This is a genomic window from Promicromonospora sp. NPDC050880, from assembly GCF_044456525.1.
GTDB lineage: Bacteria > Actinomycetota > Actinomycetes > Actinomycetales > Cellulomonadaceae > Promicromonospora.
The window spans coordinates 152083-176043 of the sequence record NZ_JBITFV010000012.1 but is presented as its reverse complement, the minus strand read 5'-3'; the positions used below and the strand labels follow the sequence as shown (position 1 = coordinate 176043).

Here is a 23961-nt window from a genome sequence, read left to right as displayed (position 1 = left end):
GCCGCCAAGACCCACCATTGGGTGTGGGGGGGTGGGGGTCTGGGTTGTTTGGTGTTGCTTTTTACCCCCTATTTTCTTTTGGCCCGGGGGGGGGGGGGGGCCCCCGGGGGCGGGGCCCCACCACGCGCGTCCTACGCCGGCCGTACGTTGAGGTTGTGCGCGAACAGGTTGGCGGGGTCGTACCGGCGCTTGACCGCCGCGAGCCGGTCGTAGGTCCCGGCCGGGTAGACGTCCGCCACGTCCTGCTCCGTGGCCGACGTCAGGAAGTTCGCGTAGGCCCCGCGCAGGTGCGGCGTGAGCTTGTCCCAGATCGCCTCCACGCCCGGACGCGCGGCCTCGACGACCGCCTCCGGCCCGCCCGTGACCGTGGCCACCATCAGCTCCGCCTGCCGGTGCGCGTACGCGGTGGCATCGCCCGCCACCCGCGCCACCGCGCCCCCGACGGTGCGGATCGCGATCGACGGCGACCCGGCCGACGTGCCGACCTCCGCCAGGATCTGCAGCACCTCTGGCACCTGGTCCCGCTCCACGAACCCGTCGTGGGCGAGCACCCGGATGCCCGGCGGCGGCGTGGCCCCCTCGACCAGCACGTCCGGGTAGGCGGTCAGGGCGACGTCGTCGACCAGGACGGTGCCCAGCCGACGGACCGGGTCGAGCGCGCGGTCCGCGGCCTCCTGGTCGTCCCCGTCGAATGCGACGTGGATCTCCAGCGGTGCCTCCGGGCCGCCCGCGAACGGGTTGGCGAGGTTCGCGATCGACGTGAGCTCCTCCGGCGCCGTGCGCAGGTACTCCGCCCAGCCCTGGAGCACCTCGGCGGCCTCGGTGGCCGGGAACGTGATCCTGCCGAAGAACAGGTCGGTGGTCGGGTGCGCCTCGAACACGAACGTGGTCACGACGCCGAGGTTGCCGCCGCCCCCGCGCAGCGCCCAGAACAGCTCGGGGTTCTCGTCCGCGCTCGCGGTCGCGACCGTGCCGTCGGCGAGCACCACCTCCGCGGCGACGAGGGCGTCCAGGGCCAGCCCGTACCGGCGCACCTTCCACCCGATGCCGCCGCTCAGCGTCAGCCCGCCCACGCCCACGCTCTTCGTGTCGCCGGACGAGATCGCCAGGCCGTGCGGGGCCAGGGCCGCGGCCACGTCGCCCCAGTGGGCGCCGCCCCCGACCCGCACGGTGTTCCTCGTGTCGCCCAGGGCCTCCACGGCCGCCAGGCCGCCCAGGTCGACGACGACGCCGTCCCCGGTGCCGAAGCCCGCGAAGCTGTGCCCGCCGCCGCGCACCGACAGGGCGAGCCCCGAGCCGGCCGCGAACCGGACCGCCGCCTGCACGTCCTGGACGGTCCGGGGTCGCAGGACGACGGCCGGGTGCGCTGCCGCCAGCGCGGTGCGGGCGGCGTCGTCGTAGCCGTCGTCGCCCGGTTCGATGATGGTGCCGCCGAAGTCACGGCGAAGGGTCTCGTGCACTGAACTCATGACGTTCCTTCCCTGGACCCGGCCGCGTGCCGGCCGGACCCAGGGAAGACTCCGCAGCCCGTGCGGATGTGACAGGGCCCGTCCGTGACGCGGGTCACGGGTACCCCGACGCGTGTCGCCGGTACGCCCCGCCTCAGCCCGCGCCCGCGAGCACCGCCTGGGCCACGACCAGGTCCTCCCAGGACATGCCCGTGGTCTTGAGGACGAGCGGCCGGGCGGGGTCGGGGCGCACGGCACCCGTGACGACGTCACGCATCGGCACCAGGTCCTCGGCGGCCAGCGCGCCGTCCGCGATCGCCAGCACGACGTCGCCCGCCTCGCGCAGGGCGGCGCCGACGTCCTCGACCACCACGGTGGCGCGGGCGAGCAGGTCCGCGGGCAGCTCCCGCGCGTCCGGCTCGTGCGAGCCCACCGCGAGCACGACGGCGGTCTCCGCGACCAGGTCGGCCTCGAACAGCGGCGCACGGGCCGACGTCGCACAGACCACGACGTCGGCGGCGCGCAGCGCGGCGTCCGACTCCGTGGTGCCGAGCCGGACCAGGCGGGCCCCACGCACTGGCACCGACCGCGTGGGGTCGCGCACGAGCTGGGTGACGGCGACCTGCCGGCCGGGCAGCGCGCCCGCGAGTGTGGCGGCGTGCCCGTGCGCCTGCGGGCCGGCCCCGATCACCGCCACGGACAGCGGCCCCGACCCGGCTGCCAGCCGGTCCAGCACGGCCGCCACCGACACGGCGGGGGTGCGCAGCGTCGTCAGGGCGATGCCGTCGAGCACCGCGACCACGCCCAGCGTGGCGGCGTCGAGCAGCAGGTAGGAGCCCTGGACCCGGGGCACGCCCCGGCCAGGGTTGGCGGGTGCCACGGTGGCGACCTTGATGCCGACGTGCGCCCGGCCACCGCCGTCCGAGGGCATGAGCAGGAGCTCGCCGGCCGCCACGGGAACGGCCTGGCGGGGCAGGTCGGCGGCAGGGTCGAGCCCGCCGCGCAGGGCAGCCACGATCGCGGCGACGGCGTCGGCGGGCGGGCACGCGGCAGCCACGGCCGCGGCGTCCAGCACGAGGGGCGCGCTCATCGCAGCACGAACCCGGGCACGAGGGGGTCGGCCGGGTCCACCACGAAGCGGTGCTCGCCCGTCCGGTAGGTCGTCCCGCTGACCTGGGGGACCACCGCGGCGCGGTCCCCGACGCGCGTCGTGCCGACGACGGCGCCCGTGAACGACGACCCGACGATCGACTCGTGGTGCAGCACCGGGCCGCCGACGCCGACCCGGCCGTCCTCGGCGAGGACGGCGAGCCGGGCGGCCGTGCCGGAGCCGCAGGGGGAGCGGTCGACCTGCCCGTCCGCGAAGACCGTCACGTTGCGCTGGTGCACGTCGGGCGCACGACCGGCGCCGAGGTCCTCGTGGAGGATCGTCCCGTACACGCCGCTCAGCCGCGGGTCGCCGGGGTGGACGGCCACGCCGTCGGCGTCGAGCGCCTGCTTGATCTCGCGCCCCACGGCGATCAGGTCGGCGTAGCGGGCCGGTTCGACCGTGAGGCCCAGGCTCGTCGCGTCGACGCTCGCGTAGATCGCGCCCCCGTACGCCAGGGTGACCGACGCGGCACCGCGCGTCGTGGGCACCAGCAGGTCGCGGGCGAGCACGTAGCCGGGCACGTTCACGAAGTCGACGCCCACGGTGCGCCCGCCCGCCCGGTGCACGCGGGCGGTCACCCGCCCGGAGGGCACGTCCACGACGACGTCGGCCGTACCGTCGTCGGGAGCCGCCACCAGACCCGTGTCGACGGCCCACGCGCCCAGGGCGATCGTGCCGTGCCCGCAGGCCGTGGAGAACCCGTCCTTGTGCCAGAACAGGACGCCGAGGTGCGCGCCGTCGTCGTCGGGCGGCACGACGAACCCGCCGTACATGTCGGCGTGCCCGCGCGGTTCGGAGCACAGCAGCCGGCGCAGCCCCTGGGCCGCGGGGTCGGCCAGCGCCCGGGCCCGCCGGTCGGCGACGGAGTCGCCCGGCAGCGGCACGGGTGGCTCGGCAACGATCCGGAACGGCTCGCCCGCCGTGTGGTAGTCGGTGGTGGCGATGCCGGGCGTGCTCACCGGCCCGCCCCAGGGGTGGAGGCAGCGGGGTCGGGGTCCGGCTCGGGCTCCGCGGGCTCCGCCGTGCCCCGGCGCGGTGCCGCGTCGTCGTCCTTGAAGACGTTGTCGAGCGTCACGACGAACGTCGTGAACACGGTCACCAGTGCGGCCACGACCCACAGCGTCCACTGCAGGAAGGCCCAGGGCGCCAGCGTCCCGAGCCACCAGAAGAACCAGGCCAGGCCCCCGCCCACGAGGACCACGATGACGACCATGGTCACCTTGGCCCCGTCCACCCGGCGGCGCGGGCGCTGCGGCCTGCGGTCCACCCGGCCCGACACCGCGCGGCGGGCCGTGCGCACCGCCAGCTCGTTGAGCGCGTCCTCCAGGGCCGCCTTGCCGTGGCCGTCGGGCATGTCCCGGTGGATGGCCACCAGCCGGTGCAGCCGGCGCTCCGTGCCGGGCAGGACACCGAGGAACGAGACGAGCGCCGACACCAGCGCACCCACCGCCGGCAGCCCCACCGACAGGATCGACACCATCTCCGAGGTGATCACGCGCCGAGCCTACTCACGCACGCCCTCCGCGGGGAGGAGATCGTCTCCACCAAAGGTCGCAGGTCAGGTGGGTACCCGTGCCCGATGTGGTGCGGGCGGCCGGCCGACAGGGTGGTGGTGTCCGGAAGAACCGGTCCGGACACCCGCCGAACCCGAGGAGCGCGACGATGTCCCCGTCCCACCCCCACACCCCCGCGGAGCTGCCCGACGGCGGCCCGCCCCGGCCCGGCCCGCACGGCGTGGTCCCGCGCCCGGCGCCGTCCGCCCGCGGACCGCGCGCCGCCCACCGGGTCGCCGCCGCGCTGGTCGGACTCGGCCTGGCGGTCGGCCTCGCGGCCGCACCGGCGGCCGGCGCCACGCCCGCAGCAGCCGCCACCGAGCCGACACCGCCACCGCCCGTGGTGGCCCCGGCCGATGCCCACACCCTGGACCGGCCCGACGTCGAGGCCTGGCTCGACGGCCTGCTGCCGGCCGCGCTGGAGAACGCGGGCATCGCGGGCGGCGTCGTCACGGTGGTGCACGACGGCGAGATCGTCACCACCCGCGGGTACGGGTACGCGGACACCGGGACGACGGGCGGCGACCCCGTACCGGTCGACCCCGAGCGGACGCTGTTCCGCCCCGGTTCGGTGTCCAAGCTGTTCACGGCCACCGCGGCGATGCAGCTCGTCGAGCGCGGCGACCTCGACCTGGACACGGACGTCGCCGAGTACCTCGACTTCGACGTGCCGCGGAACTTCGACGAGCCGATGACCCTGCGCCACCTGCTCACCCACACCGCGGGCTTCGAGGAGCGCATCGACGGGCTGATCGGCACGGGCGACGAGTCGCCCGTGCTGCGCGACGCGCTGGCCACCGAACCGCCCGAGCAGGTCTTCGAGCCGGGCACGGTGCCCGCGTACTCGAACTACGGCAACGCCCTGGCGGGCTACATCGTCGAGCGGGTCAGCGGCGTGCCGTTCGAGGAGTACGTCCGCCGCAACGTCCTGGAGCCGGCGGGGATGACGTCGTCGACGTTCGAGCAGCCGCTGCCCGACGGGCTGCGCGACCGGATGTCGAACGGGTACCCGTCCGCCGCCGACGCGCCGGGTGGGTTCGAGATCGTCGGGACGTCCCCGGCCGGCGCCCTGAGCGCGACGGCGCCCGACATGGCCCGGTTCATGCTCGCCCAGCTCGGCGAACCCGGCGCCGGCACCCTGCTCACCCCGGCCACCCGCGAGCTCATGCAGAGCCCGGCGCTCGACGAGAGCACCCTGGGCACGCTCGCGGGCGCCCCGGGCATGGCACTCGGCTGGTTCGACGAGAGCCGCAACGGGCACCGGATCGTCGGTCACGGCGGCGACACCAACTACTTCCACTCCCACCTGCAGATCTACCCCGAGGAGCGCACCGGCATCTTCGTCTCGCTGAACAGCACGGGCGCCTCCCCGTACGCGACCCTCACCCTGCGGGAGTCCGTGCTGCACGGCTTCACCGACCGCTACTTCCCCGCCGACGCCGCCCCCGCGGCCGGCACCGTCGACAAGGCCACCGCCGCCGAGCACGCGGCCCTGGTCGAGGGCAGCTACGTCGCCTCGCGCGGCATGCACAGCACCTTCCTCGCGATGCTCGACGCCTTCAGCGTCACGCAGGTCACGGCCCGGCAGGACGGGCGCCTGCTGTTCACCCCCGGCCCCGCGAGCGCCGAGCCCGCCGTCTACGAGGAGGTCTCGCCCTGGGTCTACCGCGAGGTCGGCGGGCAGCGCACCGTCGCTGTACGGGTCGAGGACGGGAAGGTCGACGCGATCGGCTTCGAGGGCGCCTTCGCGATGCTGCCCGCCCAGCCCGAGCGCAACCCCTCCGTCGCGCTCCCGGTGCTCGGCGTGTCGCTGCTGATCCTGCTGGTGACGGTCGTCGCGTGGCCGGTCGGCGCGATCCGGCGCCGGGTGCGCCGGCGGGCGCTGCCCCAGGGCGCGCCGTCCCTGCCGGAGCGCACCGGACGGGCGTCCCGGCTCCTGACCAGGATCGCGGCCGTCGCCGTGCTGCTCGCCGCCGGCGGCTGGACCGCCACGGTCCTGACGGTGATGAGCCTCCAGGACGTCACCGAGCTCTCGCTGCGCCAGCTCCAGGCGGTCCAGGCGGTCGGTGTGCTCGGGCTCGTCCCCGCGGTGCTCCAGGTCGTGGACGCCGTCCGGCACCGCCACGGCTGGCGGCGCGTGCTCGGCACGCTCCTCGTGCTGCTCGCCCTGGCCGGCGTCGCGTGGTTCGCCGTCGAGTTCCGCCTGCTGGCGCCGTCGGTATCGTACTGACGATGCCCACGACGGACGGCCCCACGGCGAGCGACGACCCGGTGCTGCCCCTGCCCCGCCGCGGCTGGCTCGACACGCTGCTCACCCGGGCGGGCATCACCGGGGTGCTCGCCCGGGACGCCCTGCTGGCCGCGGCCGTCCTGGCCGTCACCGCCGCCCTCCTGGCCGGGCTGTTCGGGCAGGTGCTCGGGCAGGAGGGCCTCGTGCTCGGCCCGGTGCAGGGCGTGGTGCTCGCGGTGGCCGTGTGCGCGCAGGCGGTGCCGCTGGTGCTGCGCCGGGTCCGGCCGGTCCTGTGCCTCGGCCTGGTCGTGGCGTGCCAGGTCGTCATCATCATGGCCTCGCCGGACGACCTGTCGATCGGTGGCATCGCGCAGGTCGTCGCCGGCTACACCGTGGGCCTGCTGCTGCCCGCCCGCCGGGCTCTGACCGTCACGGGTGCCGCGGCCCTGGTCGCGGCGCTCGCGGCGGCGGGGACGGTCGTCGTCACCGGGAACGGGCTGATGGTCCCGGTGCTCAACCACCTCGTGTCCGGCGTGCTCACCTACCTGGTGTGCGCCCTGATCGGCAACGCGGTCGCCACGCGCCGCGGCTACACCGAGCTGCTCCGTCTCCGGGCCGCCGAGGCCGTGCGCACCCAGCGGGCCACCACCCAGGCGGCGATCGTCGCGGAGCGGTCGCGCATGGCCCGCGAGCTGCACGACGTCGCCGCGCACCACCTCTCGGGGCTGGTGGTGCAGGCGGCCGCGGTCGAGCGGCAGATCGACGGCGACCCCGAGGCCGCGAAGCGCGGCGCCGCCTGGATCCGCAGGCAGGGCAAGGAGACGCTCGAGAGCCTGCGGCTCATCGTCGGGGTGCTTCGTGAACGTCCCGGTGCCGAGGACGCCTACGACGCGCCGCCGCCGGGTCTCGGCGCCCTCGACGGCCTGGTGCGGACGGCGCGGACGCTCGGCGCGGACGTGGAGCTGGTCCGCGAGGGGACGCCGCGGCCGCTCGCCCCGATCGCGGACGCGGCGTTCTACCGGGTCGCGCAGGAGTCGCTGTCCAACGCGCGCCAGCACGCACCCGGTGCGCCGGTGCGGCTCACCGTCCGGTTCGGGGCGCGGGAGGTCGCCCTGGAGGTGGTGAACGGTCCCGCCCCGGGCACGACGCCGGGCCGCGACGAGAACCGTCGGGGGATGGGCCTGATCGGCATGCAGGAGCGGGCGCAGCTCGTCGGGGCGACCCTCGCCACCGGCGCCACGCCGTCCGGCGGATGGCGGGTGCTGCTCACGCTCCCGCTGCACCACGAGAGCCCGGGTACGGTGCCCGTGGCCGCGCCCGCGGCGCCCGGCGAAGGGGGACAGGGATGATCAGGGTCGTGCTCGTCGACGACCAGGCGGTGGTCCGTGCGGGATTCCGGTTCCTGCTGGAACAGGCCGACGACATCGAGGTGGTGGCCGAGGCCGCGGACGGGCCGACGGCGGTGGAGCTCGTGCGGCGGCACCGCCCCGACGTCGTCTGCATGGACGTGCGCATGCCGGGCGGCGACGGGCTCGCCGCGACGCGCGAGATCACGGCCCGCCCGGACGACGGAGGGACGACGCCGGCCGTGCTGGTCGTGACGACGTTCGACCTCGACGAGTACGTCTTCGGCGCACTGGAGGCCGGCGCCGGCGGGTTCATCCTCAAGGACTGCGAGCCCGAGGAGCTGATCGACGCCGTCCGGCGCCTCGCCGACGGCCACGGGCTCATCGACCAGGCGGTGACCCGCCGCGTCATCACGGAGTTCGCGCGACGCAAGGCCCCGGCCGCTCCGGCGTCGGACGCCGCGGCGCAGCTCACGGCGCGGGAGGCGGAGATCGTGCGGCAGCTCGCGCGGGGGCTGTCGAACGCGGAGATCGCGGAGGCGCTCGTGGTCGAGACGAGCACGGTGAAGTCCCACCTGGGGCGCGCGATGGCCAAGATCGGCACGCGCGACCGCCTCCAGACGGTGGTCTGGGCCTACCAGAACGGGCTCGCCGCGTACTGAGGGGTGGCGCCGGCGCGGGAAGTGTGGGAATCCCCGATATTCACCCCGGGCCGGTGCTTGCTAGCGTCGCTGCGACCAGCAGGCCGGCACCGCCGCCGGCGTCGCCCTGACCCGAAGCGAGGTGGTCTCCCATGGCCCTCCGTCGCGCCCCGATCGTCGTCGCCGTCGCCACGGCCGCGCTGCTGTCGACAGGAGCCGCGCTCGCGCCGGGCCTGTCGGCCCCGGCGGTCGCCGTCCACGCCGGGCCTGCCGCCGAGGCCCCGGCCGGTACCGGGGCCGAGTCCGACGGGCCGGACGCCGCACCGGCGGCGGTGACACCGGTCGAGGCCAACGGGCAGCTCAGCGTGTGCGGCGTGCGGCTGTGCAACGAGCAGGGCACGGAGATCCAGCTGCGCGGCATGAGCACGCACGGCACCCAGTGGTACGCGCAGTGCGTGGACGACGCGTCGCTCGACACCCTCGCGTACGACTGGAACGCCGACGTCATGCGGATCTCGACGTACGTGCAGGAGGACGGCTACGAGACCGACCCGGCGCGGTTCACCGCCCTGGTCAACCGGTACATCGACATGCTCACCGAGCGCGGCCTCTACGCGATCGTGGACTGGCACCTGCTCGACCCGGGCGACCCCACCTTCAACCTCGAGCGCGCCAAGACGTTCTTCACGGCCGTCGCCGAGCGGAACAACGGCAACAACAACATCATCTACGAGGTCGCCAACGAGCCCAACGGCGTGTCGTGGCAGACCATCAAGGGCTACCACGAGCAGATCGTCCCGGTGGTCCGCGCGAAGGACCCGGACGCCGTCATCCTGCTCGGCACGCGTGCCTGGTCCTCGCTGGGCGTCTCCGACGGGGCGGACGAGTCCGAGGTCGTGAACAACCCGGTCGACGCCTCCAACGTCATGTACACGTTCCACTTCTACGCGGCGTCGCACGGCGAGGAGTACCTGGACGCGCTGTCCCGCGCCGTGGACCGCATCCCGATGTTCATCACGGAGTTCGGCACTCAGGACTACGCGGGGGAGGGCGCCAACGACTTCGCCATGGCGCAGCGCTACCTCGACCTGGCGGCGTCGAAGAAGATCAGCTGGGTCAACTGGAACTACTCCGACGACCACCGGTCCGGCGCGGTCTTCACCGGGGGCACCTGCGGCAGCGGCTCGTACGGCACGGACCGCCTCAAGGAGGCCGGCACCTGGATCCGCGACCAGATCCGCACGCCGGACGACTTCTAGGCGACCCGGCGGCGGCCGCCCGGTGTGGCGGCCGCCGGCGCGGTGGCGTCGTGCGTGGTGGCGGCGCTGCGCCTGCCGGGAACGAACTCCAGCCCGCCTGGCGCCTGCTCTGCGGGCATGACGAACCCAGGGACCCGCGAGAAGATCGTCCGGTGCGGATCATCCAGCTCCCGGCGCGAGAGATCTCCCGGTTCGGCAGTGCAGGCGTCGACATGGACTTCCTGCCGCAGGTGCTCGACGCCGAGCGCACCACCGTGAACGTTGCCCGGATCGTCGCCGGCGGCGTGCTGGGCGAGCACCCGGCCACGTCCCTCCAGATCTTCGCCGTCCTGGCCGGCGAGGGCGTCGTCACGTCGCGGGGCGCGAACGGCGACGCCGACGAGCGCTGGGACATCGAGCCCGGCCAGGCCGCGGTCTGGGAGCCCGGCGAGATCCACCGGACGACCGCGACCACGGACCTGCTCGCGGTGATCGTCGAGACCTCGGCAGACACCCTGGCTCTCCGTGACCACGACCTCCTCGCGGGCCCGCCCCTCGACTGAGCGGCCGCCGGACGCCGGGCGGCGCGCACTACGCTCCCTCCATGGTTCTCACCGTGTCCGTCATCGGCGCCGGACCCGCAGGCCTCTCCGCCGCAGCCACCCTGCAGAACAGGGGCGCCGACGTCACCGTGCTCGAGAAGTCGGCGCACGTCGGCAACGCCTGGCGGCACCACTACGACCGCCTGCACCTGCACACCACGCGCGGCCTGTCGAAGCTGCCCGGCCTGGCGATCCCGCGGGAGTACGGCCGCTGGGTCGCCCGCGACGACGTCGTCCGCTACCTGGAGGCGTACGCCGCCCACCACGGCCTGCACGTCGAGCACGGCGTCGAGGTCACCCGGCTGGACCGCTCCGCCGCCGACGGCGATGCCGCCCGCCGCTGGACGATCACCACCACCGACGGCACCCGCACCGCGGACGTCGTCGTCGTCGCGACCGGCTACAACCACACGCCGCACCTGCCGGACTGGCCCGGGCAGGAGGGCTTCCCCGGCGACGTCGTGCACGCGAGCCGCTACCGCAACCCGGCCCCCTACGCGGGCAAGCACGTGCTGGTCGCGGGCGTGGGCAACACGGGCGCCGAGATCGCGCAGGACCTCGCCGAGAACGGCGCGGCGAGCGTGCACCTCGCCGTGCGGACGCCTCCGCACATCGTGCGGCGCAACCAGGGGCCGTGGGCCGCGCAGTACACCGGCCTGCTCATCCGGCACCTGCCGACGGCCCTCGTCGACGCTCTCTGCGTCCCCGTCCGCCGGGCCGGCCTTCCCGACCTGGCTCACCTCGGCCTGCCGATCCCGGAGGTGGGCCTGGCCACGCGCGTGGCCCAGGGCGCCATCCCCGTGCAGGACATCGGCCTGGTCGCCGCCGTCGAGAGCGGCACGGTGCGCGTGGTCGGGGCGGTCGAGCGGTTCGACGGCGCCGAGGTGGTCCTGGCCGACGGCGCCCGGCTGGCCCCCGACGTCGTCCTCGCCGCCACCGGCTACCGTCGCTCGCTCGAACCCGTCGTCGGCCACCTCGGGGTGCTCGGTGAGCGGGGCAAGCCCGTGGCGACCAACGGCCGTCCGGCCGCGCCCGGGCTCTACTTCACGGGATTCACCAACCCCATCAGCGGCATGTTCCTGGAGATGGCGGCGGACGCACGGCGGATCGCGCGCCACGCGACCCGCGGCAGGTAGCCGATCCCGACACGACGTATCGATTCGGTCGAAATGCTTGACACCTCGACCTCCGACCGGCAGCGTCCGCCGCATGAGCCGCAGAAAGACCCTCGCCACCGCCGCCGCTGCCCTCGTGGCGCTGACCCTCGGCGCCTGCGCGCCGTCCGCGGACAGCCCCGAGCCCGGCGCGGTCGCGGGGGAGGGCTGCGACGGTGACGCCGTCGCGCTCGACGTCTGGTCGTGGCGCACCGAGGACGTGAAGACCTACGAGCAGATCTTCGACGTGTTCGAGAAGGCCAACCCCTGTGTCACGGTGACCTTCCAGGCTCACCTCAACACCGAGTACGACCAGATCCTGCGCACCGGCCTGACCGGCTCGGACGGCCCGGACATCGCGCAGGTGCGCTCCTACGGCCTGCTCCAGCCGCTCGTCGAGGGCGGCAACCTGGAGCCGCTCGACGACCTCGTGCCCGCGCTCGCGGACTTCGACGAGGCTGCCCTCGACGGCGCCCGCGGCCGTCAGGACGGTGCGATCTACGGCGTGCCCCTGGCCACCCAGACCATCCAGGTCTACTACAACACCCGGATCTTCGAGGAGAACGGCCTCGAGGAGCCGGAGACGTGGGACGACTTCATCGCCCTGAACGACACCCTCCTGGAGAAGGACGTGACGCCGCTGGCGGTGGGCGCCCGCGACGGCTGGTTCGTGCCCACGGTGCACGACGCCCTGACGGCCGCCCAGTACGGCGGCGCGGACTTCCAGCAGGCCCTGCGGGACGGCGCGACCGACTTCACCGACCCGGCCTACGTCGACTCGATCCAGACGCTCGCGGACCTGCAGCAGTACATGCCCGACGACGTGACCGGGGTGCCCTACACGGACGCGCAGGTGCTGTTCACCTCCGAGCAGGCGGCGATGTTCGCCGGCGGTTCGTACGAGCAGGCGTTCTTCCAGGACGCCAACCCGGACCTCGACCTCGGCGTGTTCCAGGTGCCGCCCCCGACCGGCTCGGCGCTGGACCACCCGGTCACCCCGGGGTATGCCGACGGCAACTGGGGCCTGTCCGCCACCACGGACCACCCCGAGGAGGCCCAGGCGCTGCTGAGCTGGCTCGCGAGCCCCGAGTTCGGGCAGCTCGTGGCCGACGAGCTCAAGCAGTTCTCGCCCGTCCCGGGCGTCGAGTACTCCGACCCCCTCCAGCAGGAGATGTGGGACCTGTACCAGGAGAACCCCGCGCCGTACCTGCTGCTCGTCGACTACCGCTACGGCGACCCGGTCGGCACCGACCTGATGGGCGAGGCGGGCCAGAAGCTGTTCCTCGGTGACACCGACGCGGCCGGTGCGGCGGACATCATCCAGGACGGCCTGTCGGCCTGGTGGACGCCGGGCGAGTGAGCCGCCGTCGCACAGCGGCGCTGCCCACGTCCGTCGCACTGCTCTTCCTCCTGCCCGCCGCGGCGCTGTTCGCCGTCTTCGTGCTCTACCCGATGGCCACCGCGCTGACCTACTCGCTGTTCTCCTGGCGCGGCACGGCGCAGGAGGCCTTCGCCGGGGTGGACAACTTCGTCGCGCTGTTCACCACCGAGCCGTACCGCAGCCAGCTCCCGCGCGCGTTCGGGCACAACGCGCTGCTGTTCGCCGGGGCGATGCTGGCCCAGAACACCGTCGGCCTCCTGCTCGCGTACGTGCTGCACCAGCGCGAGCGGTTCCGCCGCCTGTTCCAGGTGCTGTTCACCATGCCGTACCTCGTCTCGCCGCTCGTGGTCGGCTACCTGTGGTCCCTGCTGCTCTCGCCGCTCTTCGGCCCGGTCAACGCCCTGCTGCGCGCCGTCGGCCTGGACGCCGTGGCCCAGCCCTGGCTGGGCGACCCCGACACGGCCCTGTGGGTGGTCGTGCTCGTCACGGCGTGGCAGTGGGTCGGCTTCCCCCTGCTCGTCTACGGCGCCGCCCTCGGCGCGCTCGACCCGAGCACCCAGGAGGCCGCGATGCTCGACGGCGCGACGTCGGCCCAGCGGTTCTGGCACGTCACCCTGCCGATGCTCACGCCGGTGATCGGCACCGTGAGCGTGCTGACCTTCATCTTCTCCATGGAGGCGTTCCCCATCCCGTACGCCCTGGGCGGCTCCAGCGGCAGCCCGGCGGGCGCCACCGACGTCATGTCGCTGCTCTTCTACCGCACGGCGTTCCACTCGGGGGCGTCCAACGCGATCGGCATCTCGTCGGCCGTGGCGATCGTGCTGTTCGTCGTGATCGTGGGCGTCTCCGTGGCGTTCACCCGGTGGTTCCGCGGCGTCGAACGGAGGCTGACGTGAGGCGGTCCGGCCCGGTGCTGAACCGGGTGGTGGTGAACGTGGTGCTGTGGGGCTACGCCGTCGTCGCGCTGGTGCCGCTGCTGACCATGGTCTGGAACTCGTTCCGGTCCGACCAGGAGCTGGTGGCCGAACCGCTGGGCCTGCCGCACGCCCCGTCGTTCGACGCCTACCGCGAGGCCTGGGTGGAGGCGTCCTTCTCCACCTACTTCCTCAACTCGGTGCTGGTCACCACGGCGTCCGTGGCCCTGTCGACCGCCGTGTCGCTGCTCGCGGCCTACGCGCTGGCCCGGTCGCGCTCGCGGCTCATGGCCGTGATCGAGCAGGTGTTCGTCTCCGGTCTGATGATGCCCGTGTTCCTCATGATCGTGCCGATCTTCTACCTGCTGGACACCATCGGGCTCGCCTCGACCCGCACCGGCCTGATCCTGGTCTACGCGGCCGTCTCCATCCCGTTCTCGGTGTTCGTGCTGGCCACGTTCCTGCGCCAGCTCCCCGACGAGCTGGAGGACGCCGCCCGGATCGACGGCGCCGGACCCCTGCGCACCTTCTGGTCGGTGCTGCTGCCGCTCGTGAAGCCCGCCGTCGCCACGGTGGTGGTCTTCCGCTTCGTGCCCATCTGGAACGACTTCTTCTACCCGCTGATCCTGGTGCGCGACCGCGCGCAGTACACGCTGCCCGTCGGCCTGACCACCTTCTTCGGGGAGTACCAGACGTCGTGGTCCACGCTGTTCGCGGGCCTCGTGATCGCGACGCTGCCGCTCGTGGTCCTCTTCCTCGTGGCGACCCGGCAGATCGTGGCGGGGCTCACCGCAGGGATCGGGCGCTGAGCTCCGGCGCACTTGCGCTCTGGGCTGACAACCGTGGCGTATGCGCCCGGCTGTGGGAGGCTGGTGGGTGTGCGGCATGCCACCGGCCTGCATTCGGCGCCCGTGGCCGCGAGGCGTACCATTGACGGGTTGCCCGTGCGCCTGCCGCACAGCGCTGTCAGCGAGCAGCGGCAACTGAGTTGAGCATCCCCGCGCCACCCGGGAGGCAGTACGCCGGCGTGCGCGCACCCCCGACATTCTGGAGACCATCGAAGTGAAGAGCGCCGTCGAGACCTTGGAGCCCACCAAGGTCAAGCTGACCGTCGAGGTGGACTACGACGAGCTCAAGCCGAGCATCGATCACGCCTACGAGCACATCGCGGAGCAGGTGAACGTCCCCGGCTTCCGCAAGGGCAAGGTGCCCCCGCGCATCATCGACCAGCGGGTCGGCTGGGCCGCCGTGATCGAGCACGCCGTGAACGACGGGCTCTCCGGCTTCTACCAGCAGGCGCTCGGCGAGACCGAGCTGCGCCCGCTGGCCCAGCCCCAGGTGGACGTGGCCGAGATCCCGGCCAAGGCCGGCGAGGGCCAGCTCAAGTTCACCGCCGAGGTCGAGGTCCGTCCCGAGATCGAGCTCCCCGAGCTGGCCGACGTGGACCTGACCGTCGACTCCACGACCGTCACGGACGAGGACGTGGCCGAGCGCCTGGAGGCCCTGCGCGAGCGCTTCGGCACCCTGGTGGGCGTCGACCGCCCCGCCGCCGAGGGCGACTACGTCGTCATCGACCTCAAGGCCGTCATCGGTGACGAGGAGGTCGACTCCGTGTCGGGCGTCTCGTACCAGATCGGCTCCGGCAACATGCTCGAGGGCCTGGACGAGGCCCTCACCGGCCTGTCCGCCGACGAGACCACCACGTTCAAGGCGCCGCTGGCCGGCGGCGACCACGAGGGCCAGGAGGCGGACGTGACCGTCACCGCCACCTCGGTCAAGCAGCGCGACCTGCCCGAGGTGGACGACGACTTCGCCCAGCTCGCCTCCGAGTTCGACACGATCGAGGAGCTCAAGGAGGACCTGAAGACCCAGGTCGCCGGCATCAAGACCTCGAACCAGGCCGTCACTGCGCGTGACGCCCTCATGGAGAAGCTCCTGGAGACCGTCGAGGTCCCTGTCCCCACGGGCGTGGTCGAGGCCGAGGTGCACCGTCACCTCGAGTCCGAGAACCGCCTCGAGGACGACACGCACCGCGAGGAGGTCCGCGAGGACGCCACCAAGGCGATCAAGAACCAGATCCTGCTCGACACCCTCGCCGAGAAGCTCAAGGTCCAGGTCAGCCAGGGCGAGCTCGTCGAGTACCTGGTGAGCGCCTCCCAGCAGTACGGCATGGAGCCGGGCGAGTTCATCAAGACGCTCGAGCAGGGCGGCCAGATCCCCGCCATGGTCGGTGAGGTGGCACGCTCCAAGGCGCTCGCCGTCGCGCTGCGCCAGATCGAGGTCAAGGACTCCGAGGGCAACGTCGTCGACCTGAGCGAGTTCATCGGCTCGGACGAGGCCGACGAGGCCCAGGCCGCGCTCGCCGACGCCGTCGCCCAGGCGCAGGACGCCGACGCCCCCGAGGGTGCCGACTCCGACGCCGCGGAGCCCGCGAAGGCCTGACGTCCGCCCCGGCCTCGGGCAGGCCGGGCACGACGTCCCGACGGCGGTCCGCACCCTCTGCGAGAGGGTGCGGACCGCCGTCCGCGTTACCCCTGACTTCGCCGTGGGCAGCACCGGTGCGCTGTAGGCGAAACGGCTGCCGGATCGGGAGTTCCGGCGGCCGGAGGCACGTTAGGGTCGAGCGACACTACGTCGTAGGACGTGGTCCACAGACGAGAGTCAGAACCGAGGAGATGGACGTGAACGATCTGCTGCGGATGGATGCTGGGCCGGTGGCGCGGACGGAGGGTGCTGGCTTCGGGCTCAACGACTCCATCTACAACCGGCTGCTCAAGGAGCGCATCATCTGGCTGGGGTCGGAGGTGCGCGACGAGAACGCGAACGCGATCAGCGCACAGATGATGCTTCTCGCGGCCGAGGACCCTGACAAGGACATCTGGCTGTACATCAACTCGCCCGGCGGCTCGATCACGGCCGGCATGGCGATCTACGACACGATGCAGTTCATCAAGCCGGACGTGGCGACGGTCGCGATGGGAATGGCGGCCTCGATGGGGCAGTTCCTGCTGTCCTCCGGCACCAAGGGCAAGCGGTACATCACGCCGCACGCCCGCGTGCTGATGCACCAGCCGTCGGGCGGTGTCGGCGGTACGGCCACGGACGTGCGGATCGGCGCGCAGCTCATCATGCACATGAAGAAGGTGCTCGCCGAGCTGACGGCCGAGCAGACCGGCCAGCCGGTCGAGAAGATCATCAAGGACAACGACCGGGACAACTGGTTCACGGCCTCCGAGGCACTGGAGTACGGCTTCGTCGACCACGTCGTCGAGACCGCCGCGCTGGCCGGTGGCGGCGGCATGACGAGCTGACCGACCGCACCCACGCACCCAGACCTGATCCACAGAGGAGAACTACCGTGAGCCCTGAAGCCCAGTTCGTCGCAGCCGCGGAGCGCCTTGCCGGCGTCCGTTCGGGTGCGGGGATGCCCTTTGCCACCGCCGGCGCCATGCCGTCCTCCCGCTACGTGCTCCCGCAGTTCGAGGAGCGCACCGCGTACGGCTTCAAGCGCCAGGACCCGTACACCAAGCTGTTCGAGGACCGCATCATCTTCCTGGGCGTCCAGGTCGACGACGCGTCCGCGGACGACGTCATGGCCCAGCTGCTGGTCCTGGAGACCCAGGACCCGGACCGCGACGTGATGATGTACATCAACTCGCCGGGTGGCTCGTTCACGGCCATGACGGCGCTGTACGACACCATGCAGTTCATCAAGCCGCAGATCCAGACCGTGTGCCTGGGCCAGGCGGCCTCCGCCGCGGCGGTCCTGCTGGCCGCCGGCCAGCCGGGCAAGCGCCTCGCGCTGCCGAACTCCCGCGTGCTGATCCACCAGCCCGCGATGGAGGGTGGCGGCTACGCGCAGGCCTCGGACATCGAGATCCACGCCAACGAGCTCATCCGCATGCGCGAGTGGCTCGAGCTGACGCTGGCGACGCACAGCGGCAAGTCGGTCGAGGAGGTGCGCGACGACATCGAGCGCGACAAGATCCTCACGGCCGAGCAGGCGAAGGACTACGGGCTGGTCGACGAGGTGCTCCAGTCGCGCAAGCCCGTCGCGGTCGTCACGAACTGATCGATCACGTCGACGCGGCCGGTCCCGCACCGGCCGACGCCGGGGCAGCTCCACCGATACTGGTTGGACGCGAGCCCCGGCGTCGGGCATTGTGGGACCTGCTGCACACTTCATGACAAAATTGTCATGAAGTGGTGAAAGTCGCCTCAGCGACCCGCCGGGCCGCCGGGCTGACAACGGGCCACTGGTGGTGTGGAATGGATCTGAGACCGCTTGACGTTGCGGATCTGCTGGGTCAGCCGGCCTGTGCGGGACTCCGTGAGGATGCACAAGGCGAGGAGACAGGTAGTGGTGCGAATCGGTGACGGCGCGGAACTGCTGAAGTGCAACTTCTGCGGCAAGTCGCAGAAGCAGGTGAAGAAGCTGATCGCCGGACCTGGCGTCTACATCTGCGACGAGTGCATCGAGCTGTGCAACGAGATCATCGAGGAAGAGCTCGGTGAGGCGGCTGAGCTCGGCCTGACGGAGCTGCCCAAGCCGCGCGAGATCTTCGACTTCCTCGAGCAGTACATCATCGGCCAGGACCCGGCCAAGCGTGCGCTGGCCGTCGCGGTCTACAACCACTACAAGCGGATCCAGGCGGGCGAGGCCGGTCGCTCCATCGGCCCGGACGACCAGGACCCGGTCGAGATCGCCAAGTCCAACATCCTGCTCATCGGCCCCACGGGCACGGGCAAGACGTACCTGGCGCAGACGCTCGCCAAGATGCTGAACGTGCCGTTCGCCATCGCCGACGCCACAGCCCTCACCGAGGCGGGCTACGTGGGCGAGGACGTCGAGAACATCCTGCTGAAGCTCATCCAGGCGGCGGACTACGACGTCAAGAAGGCCGAGACCGGCATCATCTACATCGACGAGGTCGACAAGGTGGCCCGCAAGGCCGAGAACCCGTCGATCACGCGGGACGTGTCCGGCGAGGGGGTGCAGCAGGCGCTCCTGAAGATCATCGAGGGCACCACGGCCTCCGTGCCCCCGCAGGGCGGGCGCAAGCACCCGCACCAGGAGTTCATCCAGATCGACACGACGAACGTGCTGTTCATCGTGGCCGGCGCGTTCGCCGGGCTGGACGACATCGTCGCCGCCCGCTCCCGCAAGCGGGGCATCGGGTTCAGCGCCCCGATGGAGTCCATCGCCCGCGACGAGGACCTGTTCGCCGAGGTCCGGCCCGAGGACCTGCAGAAGTACGGCCTGATCCCCGAGTTCATCGGCCGCCTGCCCGTCATCGCCTCCGTCTCGCCGCTGGACCGTGACGCGCTGGTGCGGATCCTCACCGAGCCCAAGAACGCGCTGGTGAAGCAGTACCAGCGCATGTTCGAGATCGACGGCGTGGAGCTCGAGTTCGACGAGCCCGCCGTCGAGGCCATCGCGGAGCAGGCGCTGCTGCGGGGCACAGGGGCGCGCGGCCTGCGGGCCATCATGGAAGAGGTGCTCCAGCAGGTCATGTTCGACGTGCCGAGCCGCGACGACGTCGAGCGCGTGGTCATCACCCGCGACGTGGTGCTGGACAACGTCAACCCGACCGTCGTCCCCCGCAAGACCGCGGTCCGTTCCCGTCACCCCCGCGAGAAGAGCGCCTGACAGCCCTCCCGCAGCCGTGGGGGAGCGCGCAGCAGAAGTGCGCTTCTACCCAGTCATGGGGCCCAGAACTCACACGAGTTCTGGGCCCCATGACTGGGTAGAAGCGCACCTTCGGTGCCGCGGGCAGCACGGCCGGGCGGCACCGGCGGGTCAGTGGCTGGTCGCCGGCTCGGTCCGGGCCAGCGGGGCGCCGTACAGGGCGTCGATCGTGTCCGCGAAGTCCGCGATGACCTTGCCGCGCTTCACCTTGATGGACGGCGTGAGATAGCCGTTCGCCTCGGTGAAGTCGAGGTCCAGCACCGTGATCTTGCGGATCGACTCGGCCTTGGACACGGCCTCGTTCGCCTGGGCGACCACCTTGTCCAGCTCCGCCAGCACCTTCGGGTGCACGCGGGCCTCGGCCACGGTCAGCGCGGGCAGCCCGTTCGCCGCGCACCAGCCCGGCAGCATCTCGGCGTCGAGCGTGACCAGGGCGCCGATGAACGGGCGCTGGTCGCCCACCACGACGACCTGGCTCACGATCGGGTGAGCACGCATGCGGTCCTCGAGGACGGCGGGGGCGACGTTCTTGCCGCCGGCCGTCACGATGATCTCCTTCTTGCGGCCCGTGATGTGCAGGTGACCGTGCTCGTCCAGGCGGCCGAGGTCGCCGGTGCGGAACCAGCCGTCGACGAGCGCCTCGGCGGTCAGCCCCGGCTGGTTGCGGTACCCCCGGAAGATGTGCGGGCCGCGCAGCAGCACCTCGCCGTCGTCGGCGATCGCGATGTCCGTGCCGAAGAACGCCGGGCCCACTGAACCGACGACGATCTTGCCCGGCAGGTTGACCGAGGTGGGTGCCGTGGTCTCCGTGAGGCCGTAGCCCTCCAGGATGGTGACGCACGCGCCGCGGAAGAAGTGGCCCAGGCGCTCGCCCAGCGGCGCACCGCCCGAGACGGCCCAGCTGAGCTGCCCGCCCATGGTCGCCTTCAGCTTGCTGAACACCAGCCGGTCGGCGATGGCGTGCTTCGCCTTGAGCAGGGCATCGGGGCCCGACGGCGTGTCGAGGGCGCGGGAGTAGTCCTCGGCCACCCGGGCCGACCAGGCGAAGATCTTCGCCTTGAGGCCGGACGACGCCTTCTGCTCCGCGCTGTTGTAGACCTTCTCGAACACGCGGGGTACGGCCAGCAGGTAGGTCGGGCGGAACGAGCCCAGGTCGCCGACGAGGTTCTTGATGTCCGGGGCGTGGCCCAGCACGGCCTGGCCGGCGATGGTCGCGACCTCGACGAAGCGGGCGAAGACGTGCGCCAGCGGCAGGAACAGCAGCGTGCGGGCGTTCTCGGCCTGGAGCAGCTCCGGGATGCCGACGGCGGCGTTCATGGTCAGGTGGGCGAAGTTGCCGTGCGTCAGCTCGACGCCCTTGGGGCGGCCGGTGGACCCGGAGGTGTAGATGACGGTGGCGAGGTCGTCCCGGCGGACGGCCGAGCGCCGCTCGGCGACGATGCCGGCCGAGAGGTTCGTGCCCGCGCGGCGCAGGTCGAGCACGGCGCCGTCGTCGAGCACCAGGATGTCCTCGAGGCCCGGCAGGGCGGTGCGCACCTGCTGGACGGTCTCGGCGTGCGCGTGGGACTCGACGACGATCAGGCGGACGTCGGCGTCCGAGAGGATCCACCGGACCTGCTCGGCCGACGAGGTCTCGTAGACCGGCACGGCAACGGCACCTGCGGCCCAGATCGCGAAGTCGAGCAGCGTCCACTCGTAGCGGGTGCGCGACATGATCGCCACGCGGTCGCCCGCCTCGATGCCGCGGGCCACGAGGCCGCGGGCGACGGCCAGGACCTCGTCCTCGAATTGGCTCGCGGTCACGGGGATCCACGGCCCGGCCGGGGTCTCCCGCCGCTCGATGAGCGTCTCGTCTCCGGAGCGGGCCACACGGTCCGTGAGGATGGTGTTGATGCTGGTGCCTTCAGGCACCTTCACCAAGGCCGGCGACGAGACGAGTGTCATCTGCTGCTCTCCGTTGAAGTCTGGAAGGGGTGAGGGGCCTTCACCAAGTTGCGTGCCTGCTCGGCAGACTGTAGCTGATCGACGTCTCACGTCGGAACAGGCTTCGCCCGCCGGGGGTCAGGCCGGTTAGCCTCTTCCTGTGTCTGACAACGAACCGACCGGCGCTTCGGTGCCCGCCGAGATGCCGTCCGAGATCATCCGGCTCCGCGGGAGCATCGACAACATCGACGCGGCGTTGGTCTACCTGCTGGCCGAACGGTTCAGGGTCACGCGCCGGGTCGGTGAGCTCAAGGCGGTCGGCGGCCTGCCCCCGGCGGACCCGGCTCGTGAGCAGGAGCAGATCGCCCGCCTGACGAGCATCGCCGAGGAGTCGGGCCTGGACCCCGAGTTCGCCGAGCAGTTCCGCCAGTTCATCGTGAGCGAGGTGATCCGCCACCACGAGCTGATCGCCGCGCAGCACAAGGGCGACAACCTCCCTGAGGTGGACACCTACGCTTGAAGGTGAATCCTCCTTGAGGCAACTTTGCCCGGCCTTGACGAGTGATCGACGTCGAGTGGTGGATATTTGGTGACCGGGTCACAACCAATTCCGGCACGGGGGTGGCGCGCACCCGCGATCCGTCGTTTCCTGGAGGGAACGCCGGGGCGAGGGGTGCGGTAGGGCGCCACCTCGACCTCGGCGGGAGACGCGGAGGTTCGAATGAAGATCGACTGGCTCAAGCCCCTCCTCGGCCACCAGGGTCCCTTTGCGACCCTGCACCTCGACGCGACGCCGTCCGAGCAGGCCGCCGAACGCGACGTCGAGGGCCGATGGAACGCGGCCCGCAAGGATCTGGCGCAGCAGGGGGCCACCCCGCAGGTGCTGGACGCGATCGCCGAGGTGGTGCTGCGACCGACGAGGGTCCCGGGACCCCACGGCAGGGTCGTCATCGCCGACGACTCGGGCGTGCTGGTGGACCGCGTGGTGAGCAACCCGCCCACCTCGACGACCTGCTCGTGGGCGCCGGTGCCCGCCCTGCTGCAGGCCGCGCTGGCGGCCGACGAGTCCGTGGAGCTGCTCAAGGTCGCCGTGGACCGCGCGGGTGCGGACTTCGCCCGGGTGGGTCCCGAGGGAAAGGTACACAGCACCTTCCAGGCGCCGCACGACGAGATCGAGAAGACGGCGTCCACCGGCACGAAGCGGTCGCGCATCGAGTCCCGGGCCGAGGACTCGTGGGCGCGCAACGCCGCGGCGGTCGCGGCCGAGATCGAGCGCCACGTGGCCGAGACCAGGCCCGAGCTGGTGCTGCTGACGGGGGACGTGCGCGCGGTCTCGCTGACCCGGGACGCGCTGACGGCGCCGACGTCCGAGATGGTCGTCGAGGTGCCGGGCGGCGGACGCACCAGCGGTGTCAACGAGAGCGCGTTCGCGGAGCGCGTGGCCGAGGCGCTCGACTCCTACCGGGAACGACGGCGGGAGCGGGTGCTGGCCGAGCTGCGGCAGGAGCTCGGACGCGAGTCCAACGCCGTCACGTCGGTGGACGACGTCGTCGCGGTGCTGGCCCGCGGGCAGGTCAAGGACCTCGTGCTGGCCGAGGAGTACGGCACGGGCGGGTCGGCCGTGAACGGGCGGATGCTCTGGATCGGCCCCGACCCGATGCACATCGCGGCGACCCGGTCCGACCTGGAGGACATCGGCGTGACGGAGCGGCTGGAGGAGCTCCCGGCGTCGGTGGCACTCGTGCGCGCCGCCGTCGGCCAGGATGCCGGGCTGACGTTCGCGCCCGAGGGATCCGTGGGGCTCATCGACGGCGTCGCGGCGACCCTGCGGTGGCGCGATGACGGCACGCCGACCGAGGTGCTCGCGAGCATGTCCGGCGACGACCGCCGGCTGCAGTGACGCCCCGCGTGAATTCGGTGTGAATTCTCGGCCGGGTCCAGGAGGCTAAAAACCCCAGAACGGACACGCGCCCGGATGGAATTTCCGTTTTACCGCGTATGAGACATTGTTGCATCGGAATGTGTCCGGTTTGCCCATACACACGGAAACGCATTATCGGTACGGTCTCGGGCCATGGGGATGATTCATTGTGAGTACGCGCGGCTGGCCGCCGACGACTTCGACAAGGCACGGACCGACCTGACCTGGGCGCTGGAGCACATCGACGAGCTCGCGGGCGAGTGGGTACAGAAGGACCTCCCGGCGCAGGAGGCCCGGTACTTCAGCATCGGCACCGTGTGGGGTCCGCTCCACACGGTGCTGCGGGTGCACGGCGGTATGCCCGTCGACCCGGTGCAGGGTGGCGCGGAGCTCGGTCCCGCCGACGGGATCACGCCGGTGCGCTACCTGGCTCCGGAGGACGTGGCGAAGGCCGCCGCGTTCCTGGTGGGCACGTCGTTCGACGCCCTGGCGCCGCTCGCCGACGCCGCCCACGTCTGCGACGAGGACGTCTGCCCGGACCCGGCCGAGCACGCGGCGGAGACGGACGCCGAACGCCTCGGGGTGGCGTACGGCGAGCTTGCGGCGTTCTACGGTGCGGCGGCCGAGGCGGGCGACGCGGTGGTCCTGATGCTGAACTGACGGCGCCCGTGCCAGAGGTGCCGAGAGAAGACCGTGGCGAGACAGAACGGGGCCGGGACGCCGATCGGCGTCCCGGCCCCGTTCTGTGTCGCCCCAAATCTCCATCGGCCC

General features: G+C 72.2%; 22 protein-coding genes. 16 read left to right on the top strand and 6 right to left on the bottom strand.

Features of this window, described 5'->3' with window-relative positions; all coding sequences use genetic code 11:
* Positions 1-131: 131 nt before the first annotated feature.
* The 4 genes from ACIBBF_RS18940 to ACIBBF_RS18925 all read right to left on the bottom strand — a co-directional run bounded on the left by ACIBBF_RS18940 (position 132) and on the right by ACIBBF_RS18925 (position 4093).
* Positions 132-1469: an FAD-binding oxidoreductase gene (locus ACIBBF_RS18940; RefSeq protein ID WP_397416302.1), complete on the bottom strand. Its 1338-nt coding sequence runs from the start codon at positions 1467-1469 to the stop codon at positions 132-134.
* A 133-nt stretch (positions 1470-1602) separates the two neighbouring features.
* Positions 1603-2538: an ornithine cyclodeaminase family protein gene (locus ACIBBF_RS18935; RefSeq protein WP_397416301.1), complete on the bottom strand. Its 936-nt coding sequence runs from the start codon at positions 2536-2538 to the stop codon at positions 1603-1605.
* Positions 2535-3557: a proline racemase family protein gene (locus tag ACIBBF_RS18930; protein ID WP_397416298.1), complete on the bottom strand. Its 1023-nt coding sequence runs from the start codon at positions 3555-3557 to the stop codon at positions 2535-2537. The genes ACIBBF_RS18935 and ACIBBF_RS18930 overlap by 4 nt, the downstream gene beginning before the upstream one ends.
* The gene (locus tag ACIBBF_RS18925; RefSeq protein WP_397416296.1) at positions 3554-4093 is read right to left on the bottom strand and encodes a hypothetical protein; all 540 of its coding nucleotides are present in this window, start codon (positions 4091-4093) and stop codon (positions 3554-3556) included. Before ACIBBF_RS18925 ends, ACIBBF_RS18930 begins: the two co-directional genes overlap by 4 nt.
* Before the next feature lie 167 nt (positions 4094-4260).
* Between ACIBBF_RS18925 and ACIBBF_RS18920 the strand changes: the two genes are divergently transcribed.
* The 4 genes from ACIBBF_RS18920 (at position 4261) to ACIBBF_RS18905 (ending at position 9627) form a co-directional block, all read left to right on the top strand.
* Positions 4261-6381: a serine hydrolase domain-containing protein gene (locus ACIBBF_RS18920; protein ID WP_397416294.1), complete on the top strand. Its 2121-nt coding sequence runs from the start codon at positions 4261-4263 to the stop codon at positions 6379-6381.
* Between the two features lie 2 nt (positions 6382-6383).
* Positions 6384-7730 (top strand): sensor histidine kinase, encoded by a 1347-nt coding sequence (locus ACIBBF_RS18915; protein WP_397416292.1) that lies wholly within the window; start codon positions 6384-6386, stop codon positions 7728-7730.
* The gene (locus tag ACIBBF_RS18910; protein WP_397416290.1) at positions 7727-8389 is read left to right on the top strand and encodes a response regulator; all 663 of its coding nucleotides are present in this window, start codon (positions 7727-7729) and stop codon (positions 8387-8389) included. Before ACIBBF_RS18915 ends, ACIBBF_RS18910 begins: the two co-directional genes overlap by 4 nt.
* Before the next feature lie 131 nt (positions 8390-8520).
* Positions 8521-9627, top strand: a complete 1107-nt coding sequence (locus ACIBBF_RS18905; RefSeq protein WP_397416287.1) for a glycoside hydrolase family 5 protein — start codon at positions 8521-8523, stop codon at positions 9625-9627.
* On the opposite strand, the gene ACIBBF_RS18900 is transcribed toward ACIBBF_RS18905, so the two are convergent.
* Complete coding sequence (locus ACIBBF_RS18900; protein WP_397416284.1) at positions 9624-9746, bottom strand: hypothetical protein; 123 nt, start codon at positions 9744-9746, stop codon at positions 9624-9626. The genes ACIBBF_RS18905 and ACIBBF_RS18900 overlap by 4 nt on opposite strands.
* A 33-nt stretch (positions 9747-9779) precedes the next feature.
* Here ACIBBF_RS18900 and ACIBBF_RS18895 point away from each other — a divergent pair, with 33 nt between their 5' ends.
* The 9 genes from ACIBBF_RS18895 to clpX all read left to right on the top strand — a co-directional run bounded on the left by ACIBBF_RS18895 (position 9780) and on the right by clpX (position 19307).
* On the top strand, positions 9780-10169 hold the full coding sequence (locus ACIBBF_RS18895) for a cupin domain-containing protein (RefSeq protein ID WP_397416282.1): 390 nt from the start codon (positions 9780-9782) through the stop codon (positions 10167-10169).
* A 41-nt stretch (positions 10170-10210) separates the two neighbouring features.
* Complete coding sequence (locus ACIBBF_RS18890) at positions 10211-11344, top strand: flavin-containing monooxygenase (protein WP_397416279.1); 1134 nt, start codon at positions 10211-10213, stop codon at positions 11342-11344.
* A gap of 73 nt (positions 11345-11417) precedes the next feature.
* Positions 11418-12722, top strand: coding sequence for an ABC transporter substrate-binding protein (locus ACIBBF_RS18885; protein ID WP_397416276.1), 1305 nt, complete (start codon positions 11418-11420; stop codon positions 12720-12722).
* The gene (locus ACIBBF_RS18880) at positions 12719-13639 is read left to right on the top strand and encodes a carbohydrate ABC transporter permease (protein WP_397416273.1); all 921 of its coding nucleotides are present in this window, start codon (positions 12719-12721) and stop codon (positions 13637-13639) included. The genes ACIBBF_RS18885 and ACIBBF_RS18880 overlap by 4 nt, the downstream gene beginning before the upstream one ends.
* Positions 13636-14466, top strand: coding sequence for a carbohydrate ABC transporter permease (locus ACIBBF_RS18875; protein WP_397416271.1), 831 nt, complete (start codon positions 13636-13638; stop codon positions 14464-14466). Before ACIBBF_RS18880 ends, ACIBBF_RS18875 begins: the two co-directional genes overlap by 4 nt.
* Positions 14467-14719: 253 nt before the next feature.
* Entirely contained in the window at positions 14720-16099 is a 1380-nt protein-coding gene (gene tig / locus ACIBBF_RS18870) for a trigger factor (RefSeq protein WP_397416268.1), read from the top strand.
* A gap of 233 nt (positions 16100-16332) precedes the next feature.
* On the top strand, positions 16333-16968 hold the full coding sequence (locus ACIBBF_RS18865) for an ATP-dependent Clp protease proteolytic subunit (RefSeq protein ID WP_397416265.1): 636 nt from the start codon (positions 16333-16335) through the stop codon (positions 16966-16968).
* A gap of 47 nt (positions 16969-17015) precedes the next feature.
* The gene (locus tag ACIBBF_RS18860) at positions 17016-17729 is read left to right on the top strand and encodes an ATP-dependent Clp protease proteolytic subunit (RefSeq protein ID WP_397416263.1); all 714 of its coding nucleotides are present in this window, start codon (positions 17016-17018) and stop codon (positions 17727-17729) included.
* Positions 17730-18017: 288 nt separating this feature from the next.
* The gene (gene clpX, locus ACIBBF_RS18855; RefSeq protein ID WP_397416260.1) at positions 18018-19307 is read left to right on the top strand and encodes an ATP-dependent Clp protease ATP-binding subunit ClpX; all 1290 of its coding nucleotides are present in this window, start codon (positions 18018-18020) and stop codon (positions 19305-19307) included.
* A 150-nt stretch (positions 19308-19457) separates the two neighbouring features.
* Here the strand turns inward: clpX and ACIBBF_RS18850 are convergent, their stop codons facing one another.
* Positions 19458-21290 (bottom strand): AMP-dependent synthetase/ligase, encoded by a 1833-nt coding sequence (locus ACIBBF_RS18850; RefSeq protein WP_397416258.1) that lies wholly within the window; start codon positions 21288-21290, stop codon positions 19458-19460.
* 181 nt (positions 21291-21471) lie between these two features.
* Here ACIBBF_RS18850 and ACIBBF_RS18845 point away from each other — a divergent pair, with 181 nt between their 5' ends.
* From ACIBBF_RS18845 to ACIBBF_RS18835, 3 genes are all read left to right on the top strand, one after another.
* Positions 21472-21789 carry a chorismate mutase gene (locus ACIBBF_RS18845; protein ID WP_182618444.1) on the top strand — a complete coding sequence of 106 codons (318 nt, stop codon included), beginning with the start codon at positions 21472-21474 and terminating at the stop codon, positions 21787-21789.
* A 201-nt stretch (positions 21790-21990) separates the two neighbouring features.
* Positions 21991-23169 (top strand): Vms1/Ankzf1 family peptidyl-tRNA hydrolase, encoded by a 1179-nt coding sequence (locus ACIBBF_RS18840; RefSeq protein WP_397416255.1) that lies wholly within the window; start codon positions 21991-21993, stop codon positions 23167-23169.
* 174 nt (positions 23170-23343) lie between these two features.
* Positions 23344-23850 carry a DUF1877 family protein gene (locus ACIBBF_RS18835; protein ID WP_397416253.1) on the top strand — a complete coding sequence of 169 codons (507 nt, stop codon included), beginning with the start codon at positions 23344-23346 and terminating at the stop codon, positions 23848-23850.
* The last annotated feature ends 111 nt before the right edge of the window (positions 23851-23961 follow it).